The sequence below is a fragment of the Streptomyces sp. NPDC001750 genome (assembly GCF_042892615.1).
Classification (GTDB): domain Bacteria; phylum Actinomycetota; class Actinomycetes; order Streptomycetales; family Streptomycetaceae; genus Streptomyces.
Window position 1 is genome coordinate 135,054 of sequence record NZ_JBIAUE010000011.1, and the last position, 17,582, is coordinate 152,635.

The window sequence follows — 17,582 nt, forward strand, 5'->3', positions numbered from 1 at the left end:
GACCGTCTTCGGATCGGCTCCCGGGGCGGCGGCCCGTGCGCGCCGGCCCGTTCCTGGACGCCCGGCCGCAGGTGGGCGAAGACCGCTGAGGCATCGATCAGGGACGGCGCTCCTCGCACCTTCGCGGGCGGGGTCGATCTGGGCGGTACGAAGCGTGATCACTTGAGGTCCATACCGCCCCGGGCCGCCCGGGCCCTTCGTCGGGTCGCTGAAGCCGGGGCACTGCTCCCCTTTCGGCACCCGGGGCCCGGTCCTGCGGGCACTGGCCCGCGTGTTCGACGCCGCACCCGCTCCAGCCGGCCCGACAGTACCGGCGCCTCATCCAGGGTGAGTTCGATGACGAGCGAGGGTGGTCACCGCCGGCCGCGGCGAGCCCGGGCAGGCCGTCAGGGATCACTCCGGCCCCGTCAGGCCAAGGCCCAGCGCGGCGCTGCTTGTTGCGGTGCCCGAGGGATGCCGACCTCCTAATCGGTTTGCCGCCGACCGGTCCGGTCGGATAGGAAGCTTGCATGCTGAAGGGCAGCAAGATCGGGCTCAGGGCCCGGCACGACGACGACATCCCGATCCTGCGGGCCGAGCTCTACGACGACGTGGTCAACTCCTCGCGGTCCGAAGGCCAGCCGTGGCGGCCGATCACGCCTGGCTCGACGGACCCGCGGCTCGTGGTGGACGACAAGGACCAGCGGCAGGTCCCGTTCTCCGTGGTGGAGCTGGACGGCGGCACGCTGGTCGGTGCCGCGACGCTGTGGGGCATCGACAACCACAACCGGTCCGCGCACATCGGAGTGGGGCTGCTGCCGTCCTCCCGCGGCAAGGGCTACGGCACCGACGTGGTCGCAGTGCTGTGCCACTACGGTTTCGTCGTGCGCGGCCTGCAGCGGCTGCAGATCGAGACGCTGTCGGACAACGCCGCGATGCTGCGCTCCGCCGAGCGCAACGGCTTCGTCCGCGAGGGCGTGCTGCGCTCCTCGGCCTGGGTGATGGGCGAGTTCCTGGACGAGGTGCTGCTCGGGCTCCTCGTCCAGGACTGGAAGCCGGACTCGAAGGGCTAGGGCGGCGAGGTGCCGCGGTTGTCGCCGGGCGCCCGTCAGGGATTACGGGTCGGCCCATAGTGTGACCTCCATGGAGATACCCGGTCTCGGGATCGTCGAGGACGATGACGATTCCTATGTGAGCGACCCGGTCACCGTGCCGGTACTGGGCGACGCGGAGTGCCAGTTCATCGTGGTCGGTTACGACGACGATGACGCGCAGGAGGACTTCCACACCGCGATCGACGCGTTCCTCGCCCTCGACGCCTCGACGTTGCGCGCTGCGGCGCCATCCGTCTTCGCCTACTACCAGGACGTCCGGTCAAGACTGGCCGGGGTCGGCATCGATCGCGTCGTGGCCATCGACGGACCCGACGACGTATGGGACCACGTCGAGTTCGGCTGGGAGGTGACGATCGAACGGGACTGGTCCGGCGATCGGCAGGTTTGCCTCTCGATCGGGTCGTCCTGTGCCTGGGAGCGGGAGCACGGTCTCCAGATCGTCTTTCGCGGCGGCCGCACGGTGACGAAGGTCGGCCCGTTCGACGGGCACCTGAGCAATGCGTCCGCCTACGGCCGTGACGAGCTCGCGGACGTCGTCTACCACCGCCGCCGAGCCGTGACGGACGAGTCGCCGGGCCCGCCGGCACTCTGATGCGGCCGCCGACCCAGCGCGCCGCCCGCCCCCGGTCCGCCGCCCCTGGCGATGGGCTCGGGGTGGCGGACCGGGCCCGGGGGGCAGGCGGCGAATCCCAGGTTCGTTCTCGACGGGCGGCGCTGTCCGCCACGTCGCCGAAGGCGGTCCGTCCCCTACAACTCGAGTACCAACCAAGGCTGTTGTGTCATTCCCAGGGTGGAGGGGAGGTGCAGCCCGGCGGGGGATCCGCATGCGTGGCCGGTTCCTGAAGGATCTTTCCTGTCCGAACATACGACCGGAAGGATCGATATCGTGCGCAGACGACGTCTCGCGCCGCTGTTGGCCGTGAGTGTCACGGCCACGCTGGCTCCCGTGCTCGCCACCTCGACGGCCACGGCCGCCACTCCGTCGACCGCCTCATCGTCCGCGGCCACGGGCGCGCTGGACCAGTATGTGAAGCAGAAGCCGCGGTGGAAGCGGTGCGAAGCCGACGCTCCGGCGGAGTTCGAGTGCGCCACGATCAAGGTCCCACTGGATTACCGGGTTCCCGGCGGCAAGCGGATCGACTTAGCCATATCCCGGATCAGGAGCACCGCGCCCGACAAGCGGCACGGTGTCCTGTTCTCCAACCCTGGCGGCCCGGGGGGACAGGGGCTCTACATGCCGCTGGGGATGCGGGAGAGCCTCCCCGAATCGGCACAGCAGAAGTACGACCTCATCGGCTTCGACCCGCGCGGTGTGGGACGGAGCAGCCCGGTCTCCTGCGATCTGGAGCCGGAGGAGGAGAACTGGCTGCGGCCGTACAAGAAGGAGCTGTTCGACAAGGACGTCGCCTGGGCGCGCGAGGTCGCGGACAAGTGCAGGGAGAAGGCGGGCGACACGCTCCCTCACATCACCACGCGCAACACCGCGCGCGACATGGATCTGCTCCGGGCGATCCTCGGTGAGAAGAAGATCTCGTACGTGGGCTACTCGTACGGCACCTACCTGGGCGCCGTCTACACCCAGCTCTTCCCGGGCCGGGCCGACCGGTTCGTGCTGGACAGCGCGGTCGATCCGGCGCGCGCCTGGCGAGGGATGATCCAGTGGTGGGCGGAAGGCGCCGAGCCCGCGTTCGACCGGTGGACCGAGTGGGCCGCCGCGCGTTCGGAGAAGTACGGCCTCGGTGACACCCCGAAGGAGGTCGACCGGACCTTCTGGGACCTGGTCGCGCAGGCCGACGAGGAGCCCATCGAGGTGGACGGGCAGCCGACCACCGGTGATGACATCCGCAGCGGTATGCGGGGGGCGGTCTTCAGCCCGGAGTACGCCACCGAGGCGGTCGTGGAGCTGAAGAAGGCCGCGGCCGGCCGGCCCGCCTCCGCGAAGAAGCTCGCGGCGTTCACCGGATCCGAGCAGGCCGGAACCGCGGGCGCCGCCGCCGATGCCGCCGAGGTGCCGTCCGACAACATGACGGCGAGCTTCTGGGCCGTGGTGTGCGGCGACAACTCGGCCGCGTGGTCCCGCGATCCCGAGAGCTACCGGCAGGACGCCATCGAGGACAAGGGCCGCTACCCGCTCTTCGGTGACTTCGCGTCCAGCATCAAGCCCTGTGCGTTCTGGGACAAGTCCGTGGAACCGGCGACCAGGGTGAACAACAAGGTCGGCTCCCTGGTCGTCCAGAACGAGTGGGACTCGCAGACCCCGCTGCCCAGCGGTCAGGCCCTGCACGCCACCCTGAAGGGCTCGAAAATGGTCACCGTCCTCGGTGGCGAGGGCCATGGCGTCTACCCGAACGGCAACGCGTGCACGGACGGTACGGTCACCGGCTACCTGCTCAACGGCAAGCTCCCGGCGAAGGACGTGACCTGCGAGGCGACCGCCGACTCGAACGCGGAGGGCCGGAAGAACCAGAAGCGGGACGCGCTCCCCGGGTCTCCGCTCCCGGAGCGTGCCCCGGACCGTTTCTGAGCCCGGTCGCACGGCTCGTCGCCGCATGACCCGGTGAAGACGGGGCGGGACCTCCCTGGGGTCCCGCCCCCATCGCGCGTCGCCGGCGCGACCGGGCGCCGACGACGGCGTGGACGTGGCAGCCGCCCGAGTCGAGCGGTCTTGGGCCGTCCGACAGCCGGCCACAGGTGCCTGCTCCCCGTCGAGGAGTCGCCCCGTGGCGGGCGTGGAACCCGCGGAACGAGCCTCGCGGACGGACTCGCCCTGGCCACCGCCCTCCGCGACCACCGTCCCATGAGTTCCGGGAGGCGAGCCGTCAGCTACTCATCATCCGACCGCACGGCCCCGGCCTTCCGGAGCCGCCGGGAAATGGCCCCCCGTATCTCGTTCCCCAGCCGTTCCCGCTCCGCCGCCTCCTCCGCCTCCCGGTCCCGCGCAATCAACGGACCCAACTCCCGCCGCACCCGCGCGATCACATCGTCCACCCGCTTCCCGCTCTCCTCCCCCGGCTCCCGCACCCACGCTTCGATCACCCGCAGGGCGTTCCCGAGCAGTTCCCGGTCCCCGGCGGTGATCCCCCGCAGGATGTGCGAGACCTCGACATTCCCTCCCGCCGCACCGGCCGTGCCCGACCACTCACCGATGGCGGCGAGCGCCTCCTCCCGTACGTGCCGGGCGTCACTCCCCTGGGCCGCGGATGCGACCATCAGCGCGCGCAACGACTTCAGAAAGCGATCCGCCGTCTCCGCACCATCCGTGTCGGAACTCATCTCAGGCACTCACTCCTTCGGGCGGCTCTTCGGTGTCCAGTCGGGTCTTGACCTCGTCGACGATGGTCCAGCACTCCAACTCGTACGGCCAGAGCCGGGGCAGATGGGCGCGTGCCTCGTCGGGGTCCATGAAGACGAAGGCCACGTTGTCGACCGGTTGGTCAGGACCGAGCGCCTGATCACGTCGCACCGCGCAGGCGTCGCGCATCTCGACCGGCGACACGGTCCGCCCGAGGACGACGACTTCCAGCACCCGGCGTTCCGCGTCGTAGAAGCCACGGATGTCCTTGTCGTAGACGTACGGCTCCTGCAGGTACCCCCCCTCGTCCGTGATGCCCATACGCAGGTGTGCCGGTTTCGCCTGCTGGAGTGCGGTCGACGCATCGAGGTCCAGATCGTGGAACTGCACGAGGGTGGTGTCGTTCGGTCCGTGGTGCAGCCGCCAGCAGTCCTGGTCCAGCCAGCGGCGGGAGACCAGAAAGCGGTGCCCGGAGCCCTGGAAGGCACAGGCCCAGCCGTGCCGGAGGTGATGTCCGCCGAAACTGGGTGCCCGGTAGAACAGCGGGCCACGAGTACGCCATTGCGCATGGAGCGTCTTGAACGACGCGACGCGGAAGGGCAGCTCGCTCAGCAGCCCGACCACCTCGGCCGGGCCGCCCTCGAAGTCGAAGGCGGCGTCGACGTATCCGTCGGCGCGCATGACGAGGCGGTGCTCGGCGGCCTCGTCGAAGTACGCGGCGACGGTGTCCCCCGTGCCCGCGAAGCGCTCGATCCAGTCCGGCGAGGGGCGTGCGCCGCGGGAGTCGACGTCGACCTCACGCGGTGCCCGTGCGTCTCCCCACAGCCGGTGCTCCCACAGGGCGTGAGCCGCCGCGGTCGCGTCCGGGGTCTCCAGCGCCACCGTGATCCGTCCCAGCATCTACTGTCCGCCTCCCGTTGCCTCGGCCGTCGTGCCGTCCAACCATGCCTTGAAGTCACGCCCCGCCGCAGTACTGAAGTCCAAGGAACTCCAGTCCTCCGGGGTGAGCACTCTGGGATCCCCGCGGGTGTTGAACACTTGGAGTTCGAGATCCGCTTCTCCGTTGGCCTTGAGGAACTTGAAGAGCCAGGATGCGTTGCTGTGCACTCCCTGCGGATCCAGGAAAGCCACCCGTACGAGATTGATCGGCCGCCTTTCTCCACCCACCGATATGTCTTTCCCGGGTATCTTGATCAGGTCATTGAGCTGACCTTCTATTTCCTTGTCGTACTTGGAGATGTTCTTGATCTCCACGATGGTGTCGTCCTCGACGAGGTCGAGCCGTCGAGGCTTTTCCAGGGTGACACCGTCGACGGCGTCCTTGGGGATCACGACCTGGGAGTTTCCGTCGGGCGCGTGATTCTTCTCGTACCAGGCCTCACCCAGGGGTCCGCGGTCGGACCCGTGCAGCTCCTTGCTGATACGCAGAAGATCGGCGTGACTTCCGACCTTTTCGGCCAGCTGTTTCGCGAAGTCTATTTTCGCGACATGCCGCACGTCGTCGTAGAGGCGACCCGCCGGGTCCGGCATCTTCGCGATGAAATCGGCCTCCGAGCCGATGACTCCATTGTCCTTGAGTACCTTGATGAACTTTCCCAACGGCTTGCTCTCATCATTGCCGCCCAGCTTGTCGAACGCCTCCTCCCGCGTGATGGACGGGTCGGCATCGAATCGCGGCTTGGGGTTGGCGGCGGTCTCCGGCTTCTGGTCGACGATGCTGCCGAGCGGATTCTCGTCGGTGGGCGGGATGAACCAGTGCTTCTTCGTCGAGGGATCGTTCTGGACGAGCTCCAGCGGTCTGTCCTTGGGCTGGCGCCAGACATGACCGTCCGGCAGGTCCGCTTCGGTGTAGCCCAGGTTCCTTGCTGCCTTCAGCCCCTCGCTGTCCGCGGCGACATAGCCTCGCCCGGGGTCCAGATTCCATTCCTTGAGGGTGTTGGCGTGGGTGTTGACCTGCTGGACGAGGAAGCTCAGTTCGGCTTCGAGTTCGGCGCGGGCGGCGGGGTCGGCATCGGCATAGGTGCGGGCGCGGTCGGCGATGACGGCGGGGAGCTTGCGGAGTTCGAGGCGGGCCTCCCAGGCCATCGAGCCGACGGGCGGGGAGCCGTGGATGCCGACCCATTCGGTCACCTGGCGCAGGAGTTGGCGCACGCGGCCGGAGAGGCCGCCGTAGCGCATCATCGTGCGGGCGGTGGGGGCGTGGAGGCGGATGTCGGTGGGGGTGGCGGAGGGGCCGACAGCCATGCGCACGTTGCTGATCAGGCCGTTGTCATCGATGTCGTAGTGGACGCGGACGGTGCGGCCGGGGAGTTCGGGGTCGATCCTGACGTCGACCCGGTCGCCCAACGGGCCGAGCACGCTGCGGAGTTCCGCTTCGATGTCGGCCTGGTCGCGAGGGCGCACGGGGCCGTCCGCGCTGCCCTTGCCCCCGGTGGGGTCGAGGCTGGAGCCGCCCCAGGAGGTGGCACCGTCGGGGCCGCGGCCCGGCTGCGGGCTGCCGCCGGCGTCACCGCCGGGCCTGGGACCGGGACCGTCGACATCGGGCTTGGCTCCGGGGGTGCCGCCGGGTGCCGGGCCCGAGCCGTCCGGCCTGGGCCCGGCCGGGGCGTCGGGCACGTCGACGTCGGGCGCCTTGGGGACGTTGACGTCAGGGGCGTCGGGCGCGTCGGGGGTTTTGACATCCGTGGGGAGCTCGGGGACTTTGATGCCGAGCTTTCCCAGGCCGGCCGTCACGCTCGTGGAGACCCGTTCGGTCATGGCGTGCACGCGCGGATGGGCCATCACACCGGTGACCGCCACCGACGTGGCCACGCCGATCAGCGCGTCCTGCAAGGTGTAGCTCCGGCCGGTGATGGCGGCGTCCGCTGCGCCGAGGCCGACCTCGACCCCCGCCTCGACCGTCATCTCGATACCGACGCGGACCCCCGTACTCAGTGCGGTCCTGGCGACGGCCGCCGACACTCCGCCGCCGATCGCCCCGCCGATCGCCCCGAAGAGGGCCGCCTTCCCGACCCCCTCCAGCGGCGGCAGGCCGTAACAGACGTTGCTCACCACTTGGCCCACGGCCCCCGCCACCGCCCCCACGATGGCTCCGCCGACGACCGTTCCGATCACCCCCGCGGCGGCGGCGCTCGCCCCCATCGCCCCGGCCAGCGCCCCGATCGGCCCGATGATCAAGGGCCCGAGCACCAGCGTCAGCGCGATGACGACGACGATGACCAGGACGACGACGAGGACGGACACCCAGCGCGGCTTGACCTTGGCGGCTGCCTTGTCCGCCTCCTCGGTGATCTTCGGGTGGATCTCGTCCTTCCCCGCCCCCGTGGCCGCCTTTTCCAGGCCTTCCGCGACGGCCTCGACCTGCCCGTCCGCCCCCTCCTTGAACTTGCCGGAGAGTTCGGTGTACGCCTTGTCGAGCCCCTGCAGTACCTGCTTGTTGGCGTCCTCGTGACCGCTCCGCATGGTCCTGGCGGTCTCGGCGAAGTACTGCTGGACCTGCCGCAGCCCACTCGCCGTCCGCGTGGCGGTGGTGGTCAGCGTCTGCCCGGTGGATGTCGCGGTCTGCTGCGCGGACCGCGCCGCGGCGGAGGAGGTCTGCGAAATCCCCGACGCCGTACGCTCCCCCAGCGCCGCCAGCGACCGCCCGGCCTGCGCGGCCCGCGCCCGCAGCCCGTCGGCCGTCGCCTCCAGCCGCTCGTCGAACCGGTCGCCGGTGTCCCGTAACACCTCCTCGAGCTGGTCGGGATCGGGCGCCTCGTCCGTGCCGAGGATCCGTACGAACTCCCGCAGGCTCCGGTCCAGCCCTGCCCGCGCCGCGGCCAGGCTCTGGCCGATCGCGGCGTTGACACCGGCGGCCTGGCGTTCGGCGGCCTGCCGCTGCTGCGCCGCCTGCGCACGGATCGCCGCCAGTTGCGACGTCTCCAACCGGGCCAGACCCGCCTCGGCGGAACTCGCCGCCCGGCCGATCGCCTGGAGCGCACCCGCCCTGGCGTCGTCGGCACTCCCGGCCGACTGTCGGTGCGCATCGGCCAGGCCCTGCTGACATTGCTTCAGCACCGAGTCCAGACTCTTGCGGACGTCGTCGGAGATCTTGCGGACCGTGTTCTCGGCGTCCGGCCGGCCTTTTCGTATGTCGCCGATGGGCTCGTCCGCGGCCTTGGGCAGTTGCTCCTTGTACCCGTCGCCGACCGCCTTGGCGGCATCCGCCCTTGCCTTGCAGCGGTTGTCGGTCAGCGGACCGTCCCAGAAATTGTCGTCCCGGTGGATCATCTTGGCGCGGTACTGCTCGGCCCGTTTCCTGGCCTCGCCGACCGCCAGGTCCCCGGCGTGCGTGGCGGCGTCCCGGATCCGTTGTTCCGTACGGGCGTAGAGGTCTCCGAGCGCCGACAGCTGGTCGTTCTGCTTGCCGGTGACGGCCTGGTCCGCCGTACGGGCTCCGCCGTCCATCGCGGTCCGCGCGCCCGAGGCCGCTGTCCCCATCGCCGCGACCGTCGCCGCGTGACGGGCCTCCACCTGGCCACGGGCTGCCCGCGCCTGCGCCTGCACGCTCGCCCTGGCACCGCGCACGGCCGCCCGCACCGCCTCCGCACCGGAGGTCTCGGCGGACCTGATGTCCGCCAGCGCCGTCGCTCTGGCACCGTTGACCTGCCCGGTCAGCTGGGGGCCGAGCGCCGCCAGCTGGCCCGATTTCGCCCGGCGACCGCCGACGAACGCGGCAACCTTCTCCTTCCCGGCCCTCCGGTCCCGCGCCAGCCCCTGCTTGTAGTCCTGTACCTCCGCCTCGTGCTCCTGCGGTGACTGTCCCCACAGCGGTGGCAGCAGCGGCTCCACGTCCAGCTCCACGAAGCCGAACCCGCCCCCGTCGCCGTCTCCGCCTTCCTGGCCACCCCTGTCCGGCCTGCCGGGGTCCTGCCCCGACTGCCCTTCCTGCTGCTGTCCTTGGGATCTGCCGGGCGTCGGTACGCCTTCCGGGTCCGGCCCCGACACCTCCCGCCGTCCCCGGCCCCTCTCCGTGGCCTTCGTGTCCGCCGCGCGACGTTCCTTCAGCAGCGACGAGCCCGGCCGCTTCCCCTTACGGGCCGACTCCAGTTCGCCCTTGCGCGCGTCCGCGGTGGCCGAGGCGGCCGCGGCACCACCGTCCGGGAGCCGTGCGGGCAGGACGGGCTCCTCGGCCGTCCGCGGCCGGTCCGGCCGCGCCGCCTTCTCGTCGGTCGGCGGCCTCATGACGGCACGAGGGGCGGCGGGGCGCGCTTCGGAGGCGTGGGCCGCCCCCTCCTCCGAGCCGAAATCGCCCACCCCCGGGGAGGCGCCGGGCGCGGCCGCGGGAACGGCTCCCTGCCGGTCCGGCGCCGACCCGCCGTACGCAAGCCCTTGAGCAGGGGGGCCACCCGGCGCCTGATTCCCCGGGCCCCCGAGGCCCTGCGGGCCCGCCGGCCCCTGGCGTACCGGTGGCCGCGACGGACGCTGCGCAGCCAGCAGCCGTGACACGGCGGCATTGCCCGCCCCGCGCTGCAACCGCTGAACGGATCGAGCGTCGAGCGTACGGCCGCCACGCCCCGCGGGCTGCGGAGTCCGCCGCTCCCCGCCCCGCTCCACCTGTTGCTCCGGGGTCCTGGCCTCGTCGTTCTCGGGCGCGCTGTCACGAGCGTGCACGGCGGTGGCCCTTCACCGGTGGTTCGGACGTCGCGTCCGAGCCTCCATCGGGCAGCGCGCCCACGAGAGAGCCGTCGAGGCAGCATCACGGGCAATCCCGGCTGCCCTTGCCGCCCTTCCGGGCGTCGTCGACGGAGAGCCGCGTGTGCGAACCACAGGCCGCGTGTGCCGGGGCGTGTGGAAGGACCGCCGACTCACCGAGCCGGACGGGCAACGGGACGAGAGCCGGTGCCGGCGTCGTCAGCGGTCGCGGCGAACAGGTCGGCGAACGGATCGGCCGGGAGGCACACCTCCGCAGGGTGCCCGGAAAGGTGCCCGGAAAGGTCTCACGCTCCTGAAGGCGGAGCGAGTCCGCGATGGTGGCCGACGGGTGCGGGACACCACCGCGAACGCGTGGCGCGAGAGGCTACATGGTGATGTGGACGGGGCCTCCGGCGTGCGAGATCCCGTCGAGGACCGAGGACGGGATACGGAAGACCCGGCCGGGGGCCGCGGGCCAGGCGAGGGTGCGGCGGGTGACGACGCGGCCGTCCTGACGGACCGTCACCTTGGGGAAGCGGACGAACTCGTCCGTCCAGAGCAGGAGCCGGTCGCGGGCCGGAGCCGGATCGCCGGGGCGGAGGATCTGCGGTGCGATCCAGCGGAACGGGGCGTCGGCGATCAGGCGGACCCCCTCGGTCGGCTCGCGCCTTCCGTCCAGGTGGTCGATGACCTGCTGGGCGACGTGCTTGCCGTCGAGGGCGGCCACGTCGGCGGTGTCGACGGGGTGGAGCATGTTGCCGACGGCGAAGACTCCGGGCCGGCTGGTGCGCAGCGCGGTGTCCGTGAGGGGGCCGAGGGTGCTTTCGTCGAGGGTGATGCCCGCGGAACGCACGAGTTCGTGGTCGGGGATCCAGTCGCCGGTGAAGACGACGGTGTCGCATTCGACGGTTCGGCGTCTGCCCGTGTCGAGGTGCTCGATCTCGACGGCCTCGCAGCGGCCCTTGCCCAGGACCCGGGTGACCCGGCAGCGGGTGGCGACCGGAACGCGGAGAACGGTGCGGCCGGCGGCGTTGAAGGCGCCGTAGGACTCCGCCTTCGGGTACTTGCTGATCATGAGCGCGGGGGTGCAGCCGGCTTCACGGAGGGTCATGGCCGCGGACCAGCTGACCAGTTCGCCACCGACGATGACGGCCCGCTTGCCGACGGGCTGGTGGTGGAGGTGGACGAGGTTCTGGAGTTGGCCGGTGGTGTAGACCCCGTGGGGGCGGTCTCCGGGGATGCGGCGTGCGGTGCGGGGCCGTTCGCGGGCGCCGGTCGCCAGGACGATGGCCCGGGCACGGATCTGGTAGCGGCCCTCGGGGCTGGTGACGTCGACGGTGCGCTGGTCGGACCAGCCGGTGACCATGGTGCTGGTGCGGATCTCCGCTCCGGACCGTGCGGCCCGGTCGGTCAGGTGACGGGCGTAGGCGGGGCCGGTCATCACGCGACGCAGGTCTCGCAGACCGTATCCGGTGTGGTCGCTGTGCCGGGGAATGCCGCCGGCCTGCTTCTCCCGGTCGACGACCAGGACCCGCCCGGCACCGCGGTCGACGAGTTCGGCGGCGGCGGTGAGCCCTGCGGGACCGCCTCCGATGATGAGGACATCGGGCTCGATGAGGGGCAGCTGGTGGGTCATCGGTTGTCCTTGTGCTGGCTGCAGCAGCCGTCGTTGGTCTGGTGCCGGGTGCGCAGGGCGGCGACGGCCGCGCCGCAGAAGAAGCCCTGGCAGCGGCCGTTCATGGCCCGGGTGCGTCGGCGCAGCCCTTCCAGACTGCGCGCGGGCACCGGGGCGTGGCAGGCGTCTCGGATCTCGCCCTCGGTGACCCGTTCGCAGAAGCAGACGATGGTGCCGTAGGCGGCGTCCTCGGCGATGAGGTCGGCGTCCTGGTAGGGGCGTGTGGTGGCTTCGCCGATGTTCGGCATCCGGGGCGGGGCAGGCAGGTCGCTGCGGCCGCGGAGCCCGAGTCCGGCTTCCGTCAGGAGCCCGGTGACGTGCTCGGCGATGGCGATGCCGGCCGTCAGGCCGGTGGAGCGGATGCCACCCACAAGGAGGTATCGCTGTTCGGGGGTCGCTTCGATGAGGTAGTCGTCGCGGTCGATCGCGGCGCGCAGTCCGGCGTAGCTGGCGGTGACCTCCTCGTCGAGCAGGCTCGGCATGAGCCGCGCGCCCTTGCCGAGGAGGAAGTCGTAGCCGTCCTCGGACGTGGCGGTGTCGGTGCGGTCGGTGAGGTCCTCGGCGGTGGGGCCGAGCATGACGTTGCCGTAGATCGTCGGGGAAATGAGCACGCCCTTGCCGCGGGAGGAGGGCACCGGCAGGACGATCTTGCCGGCCTTGGGCCGTGCCAGCTTGTCGAACACGAACAGTTCGCCGCGGCGGGGGGTGACGGTGAAGCGGTCGTGGCCGAAGAACCGGTCGATCGTGTCGGCGCCGAGACCTGCCGCGTTGACGACCCAGCGGGCTCGCACATCGCCCTGGGCGGTGTGCAGCGTCGTCGTGTCGGCGCCGACGTCGATGCCGGTCACGGCATGTTCGAGCAGGATCGTCGCCCCGCGTTGCCTGGCGTCCGTGGCCAGGGCGAGGTTGGTGGTCCAGGTGCAGATGATGGACTCGTCGGGAACGGTCAGGCCGCCGAGCACCCCCTCGCCGAGATCCGGCAGGACCTGGTACACCTCGTCCGCGTCGACGATGCGGCAGTGCTCGTATCCGTTGGCCTCGGCCTTCTCCTTCAGGGCGGGCAGGGCGTCGAGCTCTTCCTGGTTCCAGGCCACCAGCACGGCGCCGGTGTGCTCGACGGGGATTCCGGTGGCCTTGGCGTAATCGCTCAGCAGGTGGTAGCCGCGAGCCACGAGCCGGGACTCCAGCGTGCCCGGTTTGGCGTCGAAGCCCGTGTGCAGGATGGCGGTGTTGGCCTTGCTGGTTCCGTCTCCGACGTCGTCGCGGGCTTCGAGCAGCGCCACGGAGACATCGTGGCCCGACAGCTCGCGTGCGATGGCCGAGCCGACGATGCCTCCTCCGATCACCACGATGTCGAAGACTTCGGGGTGAGAACGGTGGGGGGTGGGGGTCATGAGTGGTCTCCCTTGGTGGCGCAGGCCGCGGCGGCCTGCGCCCATGTGGTGCGGAACTCCTCGGCCCGGTCCTCGGACCAGCGGGGTTCGTAGACGGCCGCCGGCTGCCAGTCGCCGACGGCCTCTTCGAGGCTGACGGCGGGGTCGAGCGCGCAGCGGGCGAGCGCGGCGGCGCCGAGGGGGGTGGCGTGCGCGTTGGGGTAGATGTCGACGGGGAGCTGGGCGATGTCGGCCTGGGCCTGCATGAGGGCGGCGGAGTTGGTCAGTCCGCCGTCGGCGCGCAGCCGGTCCAGGGGCCGGCCGAGGTCGCGGCCGACGAGGGCCGTCAGCTCGGTGACCTGGGCGGCTATGCCCTGGAGCACGGCCAGGACGAGGTGCTCGCGGCGGGTGGCCAGCGTCAGACCGGTGAGGGAGGCCGTGGCCTCGGAAGCCCACCATGGAGCGGCGAGTCCGGCGAACGCCGGGACGCACAGGACGCCCTCGCTGTCCTCCGCCACCAGCGCGTCGAGCTCGGTGGCGGACTGGAGAAGACCGAGGTCCTGCAGCCAGCGCACGGCCGAGGCCACGGTGTAGACCTGACCGTCCAGGCAGTAGCGGGTCCGCCCCGCGGCCTGCCAGGCGACCGACGTCGTCAGGCCCGCGCTGGAGCGCACGGGGACCGGTCCCGTGTTCGCCAGCAGGAACGCGCCCGTGCCGTAGGTGCACTTGGCCGTGCCCTGCTCCAGGCATGCCTCGGCGACCAGGGCGGCCTGCTGGTCGACGATCAGGCCGGCCACCGGCGTCTCCTGCCCGAAGGCGCGCGTGGTGCCGACCACCTCGTCGCTGCCGACGATCCGCGGCAGCCGCTCGTCGCCGAGGGAGAACAGATCGGCGAGATGCCCGTCCCACGCCGCGCCGTCCAGGTCGAAGATCAGCGAACGGCTGGCGGTGGAGGCGTCGGTGACGAACTCGCCCGTCAGGTGGTGCACGAGCCAGGTGTCGGTGGTGGTCACCACCCCGTCACGGGTGAGGTTGCGGCGCAGCCACGCCATCTTGGGCGCGGAGAAATAGGGGTCGAGCACGAGACCGGTGCGCCGCGCGATGTCCTCGCGGTGCTCGGCCAGCTCGGCGCAGATGCTCTCCGCACGGCTGTCCTGCCAGACGATCGCCGGGGACAGCGGCGTTCCCGTGGCCTCGTCCCAGGCCAGGACGGTCTCTCCCTGGTTGGCCAGGGCCACGCCGTCGATGGGCCGGCCGGCCATGCTCACGGCCCGGCGGCCGGCGGTGAGGACGGAGTCGAGCAGTTCGTACGGATTCTGTTCGACGCCTCCCCCGGGCAGGTAGGCGGGGCGGATGGTCTCCTCGGCTATGGCGACCGTTCCGTCCTCGGCGTCGACGACGATGGCTTTGGTGCCCGAGGTGCCCTGGTCGATGGCGAGGATCGCGGTCATCGCAGGGCCCCTTCCGTGTCGGCCGCGGAGGGTGCGCCGACGCTGTCCAGGGCGCGGTCGACGTCGGCCATGTCCGGCATCGTCAGGGCTGCGCGTCCGCGCCGGGCGATGAGCGCCACCAGGTAGACGGCGCCGATCCCGCACAGCACCAGGACGTAGGCCCAGGGGCCGCGGAAAGAGGCGTCCCGGAAGATGAGCAGCTCGTACACCAGCCAGACCGCGGCCAGAAGCAGGACCGGGACCTCCCACCGCCCCAGGGAGAAGCCGCGCGACGGCGGCAGGGAGGAGCGCTTGGCCGCGTACATCGCGACCGTGCCGGCGTAGATGACGGCGGGCAGCAGGGTGGCGGCGGAGAAGAGCTGGAACAGGGCGTCGGTGGAGCGGGAGAAGACCGCGAGGACGATCTGCGCGATGAGCATCATGAACACGGTGGCGTTCAGCGGCGTCGCCGTCCGGGGGTGGATGCGCTTGAGCAGGCGCCATCCGGGGAAGCGCTCGTCCCTGGACATCGCGTAGACGAGGCGGGTTCCGCTGAGGGTGATCACCAGCCCGCAGGAGAAGATCGAGACCACGACGAGGACCAGGAGGGCCTTACCCACCACGGACCCGAGCACGGCGGTGATCACGGTGGCCACCGGGGTGGCCGACTCGGCGGCGCCGTCGACCTGGCCGACGGCGGCGGTCACTGCGACCAGGAAGAGGAAGCCGAGGACGCCCAGGGAGAGGACGGCCTGGACCATCGCCTTGGGGATGACGCGGGCGGGGTTCTTGGTCTCCTCGGCCAGGTTCGCCGCGGACTCGAATCCGACGATGGTGAACGCGCCGAGCAGGAACGCCATGGCGAAGGGGCCGGCATGGGTTGCGTCGCCCAGACCGTAGTAGCCGCTCTCCGGAATCGTCCCGGTGTCGAACAGGGTGGCGAAGTCGAGCTTGCCGGTGAAGTAGCCCACCGCGAACAGCAGCACAGTCAGCGCGATCATGCCGATGAGCTGCGCCGTCACCGCCGCGCTGTTGACCTTGTGCGTGATACGCGTGGACGCGGCGACCAGCATGGCCTGCAGCAGCACCACGCCGGCCGTGATGACCCAGGCGTTCTGCGTCGTGCCGATGTACTGGAACAGCTCCGGGAGGATCGTGGAGGCGATCGTGTAGTCCACGGCGACCACGACGACCCCGAGGAAGGCGAACGAGATCCAGCCCATGATCCAGCCCCACACGGGCCCGACGATCCGCGACACCCACTGGTAGGAGTAGCCGCTGATCGGGATGCGCGCCGCCAGCGCTCCGAAGACGAGGGCGATGCAGAGCTGGCCGACCACGGAGATCGGCCAGGCCCAGATGCCGCGCGGGCCGGAGGTGGCGAGCACCGAGCCATAGGCCGTGAAGATCCCTGTCGCGATCGACACGAACCCGAACGCCACGGAGAACGAGGCGTACCAGCCCAGCTCCCGCGCCATCACCTGGTTCGGCTCGCCCTGCTGCACCTCAGCCGTTCTTGGCGCCTGAGCACCTGCTTCTGTTTTGGCCATGACCTCGTTCCCTGCTTCAGAGTGCCCCGCCGTCGCCGCGGAAGCCAGTGGGTGATGGAAGAACCGGATGGGGTCGGTATCAAGGCGCGCGCCCCACAGGGATGCGCTGGAGTCCGTCCGCGGGGACGGCTGCAAGGGCGCGCGGTCCGCGCCACCTCGATGCCTGTCAACAGTCGCACGTGACCGTTTGTGTGGACTAATGACTGCTGAGAGTGTGGACCCTTGCCCGTTTGCCGTCAAGGGTTCACGTTCCCGACCCGGGGAGCCGCCGCTGATCACTTAGCAGAAACCGCCCTGAGCTGCAGAGAAAACCGAATTTTGAGTTCGTCGGCGATGCGTTCCGGACATCACACGCGCCCTAGAATGCAGTCAGGGTTCCACAGAAACAGTCAATCAGAGAGGGTCGGACGTGCTAGCAGCCGAGCGTCACCGCAGGATCGTCGCCGAGATCGCCCGGCTCAGATTCATCACGACGGACGACCTGACCAGCCTGCTGAGCGTCTCCCACGAGACGATCCGCAGGGACCTCGCCCTCCTCGAGCGCCGCGGCGAGCTGGCACGCGTCCACGGAGGGGCTACCGCCGTCCAGTCCCCCGTCGGGGAGGAGGCATCCTTCAACGAACGCAGGGGCGCCTTCCTCGCCGAGAAGCAGGCCATCGGCCGAGCCGCAGCGGCCCTGATCGAACCCAACCAGACGGTCGTCATCGATGTCGGCACCACGGCTCTGGAGGTGGCCCGCGCCCTGCCCGCCGACCACGTCGGCGTCATCGCCACCCCGTCCCTGCTCGTGGCCGCCGAAGTCAGCTCCCGCCCGCGCGTCGAGGTCCTGGTCAGCGGCGGGCGGCTGCGCGGAGGCGACCTGGCCTGCTCCAACGCCCAGACTGTCGAGTTCTTCGACAACCTGCGCGCGGACGCGGTCTTCCTGGGCTCCGGAGGCATCGCCTCCTACGGCCTGACCGACTTCCACCTCGATGAAGTCGCGACGAAGCGCGCCATGCTCGCCAACGCGTCCCACCGCTACGTACTCGCCGATTCCAGCAAGTTCGGACGCACGGCCGCCCACCGCGTCTGCGAACTCGACGGCTTCGACACCCTCATCACCGACACTCCCTGCCCGGACGACCTGAGCGACGCCCTCGACGCGGCGGGCGACAACATCGTCGTGGCCTGAGGAGTCGTGGCCCGACGGACCGTCGTGGCCCGAAGAACCGTCGCGGCCCGAGGACAGGGCAGCCGACCGCTTCCTTCAGCGTCGGCATATGCCCCAGCGTCGGCAGACACCTCGCCTCCGGCGCGGCCGGGGGACGCACCCACCCGAGGAGCAGCGCGAGGAATCCAGCCGTTCCGCCGCGGTCGTGCAGATGAATCCACCGACGCCCCCGCCCGGACGCCCTCTTGACCCTCTTGACTCCCTCCTGCCACCGCGTTCACAATCACAGACAGAAACAGTCAACTTTCCACATGTTCGGGCATCGGGGCGGCGACGCGTCATGAC

General features: G+C 70.7%; 11 protein-coding genes. 4 read left to right on the forward strand and 7 right to left on the reverse strand.

From position 1 onward, the window contains the following. Window positions 1-509 precede the first annotated feature (509 nt). The 3 genes from ACFYY6_RS19050 to ACFYY6_RS19060 all read left to right on the forward strand — a co-directional run bounded on the left by ACFYY6_RS19050 (window position 510) and on the right by ACFYY6_RS19060 (window position 3,618). A complete protein-coding gene (locus tag ACFYY6_RS19050; protein ID WP_351521842.1) occupies window positions 510-1,052 on the forward strand; it encodes a GNAT family protein in 543 nt (180 codons plus the stop codon). A gap of 70 nt (window positions 1,053-1,122) precedes the next feature. Beyond that, the gene (locus ACFYY6_RS19055) at window positions 1,123-1,686 is read left to right on the forward strand and encodes a DUF6985 domain-containing protein (protein ID WP_389194270.1); all 564 of its coding nucleotides are present in this window, start codon (window positions 1,123-1,125) and stop codon (window positions 1,684-1,686) included. A gap of 294 nt (window positions 1,687-1,980) precedes the next feature. Continuing rightward, on the forward strand, window positions 1,981-3,618 hold the full coding sequence (locus ACFYY6_RS19060) for an alpha/beta hydrolase (RefSeq protein ID WP_351521839.1): 1,638 nt from the start codon (window positions 1,981-1,983) through the stop codon (window positions 3,616-3,618). Between the two features lie 299 nt (window positions 3,619-3,917). On the opposite strand, the gene ACFYY6_RS19065 is transcribed toward ACFYY6_RS19060, so the two are convergent. The 7 genes from ACFYY6_RS19065 to ACFYY6_RS19095 form a co-directional block, all read right to left on the reverse strand. After that, window positions 3,918-4,367, reverse strand: a complete 450-nt coding sequence (locus ACFYY6_RS19065; RefSeq protein WP_389194273.1) for a hypothetical protein — start codon at window positions 4,365-4,367, stop codon at window positions 3,918-3,920. Between the two features lies 1 nt (window position 4,368). After that, the gene (locus tag ACFYY6_RS19070) at window positions 4,369-5,286 is read right to left on the reverse strand and encodes a hypothetical protein (RefSeq protein WP_389194276.1); all 918 of its coding nucleotides are present in this window, start codon (window positions 5,284-5,286) and stop codon (window positions 4,369-4,371) included. Then, window positions 5,287-9,609, reverse strand: a complete 4,323-nt coding sequence (locus ACFYY6_RS19075; protein WP_389194278.1) for a hypothetical protein — start codon at window positions 9,607-9,609, stop codon at window positions 5,287-5,289. A gap of 835 nt (window positions 9,610-10,444) precedes the next feature. Next, entirely contained in the window at window positions 10,445-11,695 is a 1,251-nt protein-coding gene (locus tag ACFYY6_RS19080; protein WP_351516987.1) for an FAD-dependent oxidoreductase, read from the reverse strand. Continuing rightward, complete coding sequence (locus tag ACFYY6_RS19085; protein WP_389194280.1) at window positions 11,692-13,128, reverse strand: NAD(P)/FAD-dependent oxidoreductase; 1,437 nt, start codon at window positions 13,126-13,128, stop codon at window positions 11,692-11,694. Before ACFYY6_RS19085 ends, ACFYY6_RS19080 begins: the two co-directional genes overlap by 4 nt. After that, complete coding sequence (locus ACFYY6_RS19090) at window positions 13,125-14,558, reverse strand: FGGY family carbohydrate kinase (RefSeq protein ID WP_389194283.1); 1,434 nt, start codon at window positions 14,556-14,558, stop codon at window positions 13,125-13,127. The genes ACFYY6_RS19085 and ACFYY6_RS19090 overlap by 4 nt, the downstream gene beginning before the upstream one ends. Further along, window positions 14,555-16,087, reverse strand: a complete 1,533-nt coding sequence (locus tag ACFYY6_RS19095; RefSeq protein ID WP_351516992.1) for an amino acid permease — start codon at window positions 16,085-16,087, stop codon at window positions 14,555-14,557. The genes ACFYY6_RS19090 and ACFYY6_RS19095 overlap by 4 nt, the downstream gene beginning before the upstream one ends. A gap of 409 nt (window positions 16,088-16,496) precedes the next feature. Between ACFYY6_RS19095 and ACFYY6_RS19100 the strand changes: the two genes are divergently transcribed. Further along, a complete protein-coding gene (locus ACFYY6_RS19100; protein WP_351516993.1) occupies window positions 16,497-17,258 on the forward strand; it encodes a DeoR/GlpR family DNA-binding transcription regulator in 762 nt (253 codons plus the stop codon). Window positions 17,259-17,582: the final 324 nt, after the last annotated feature.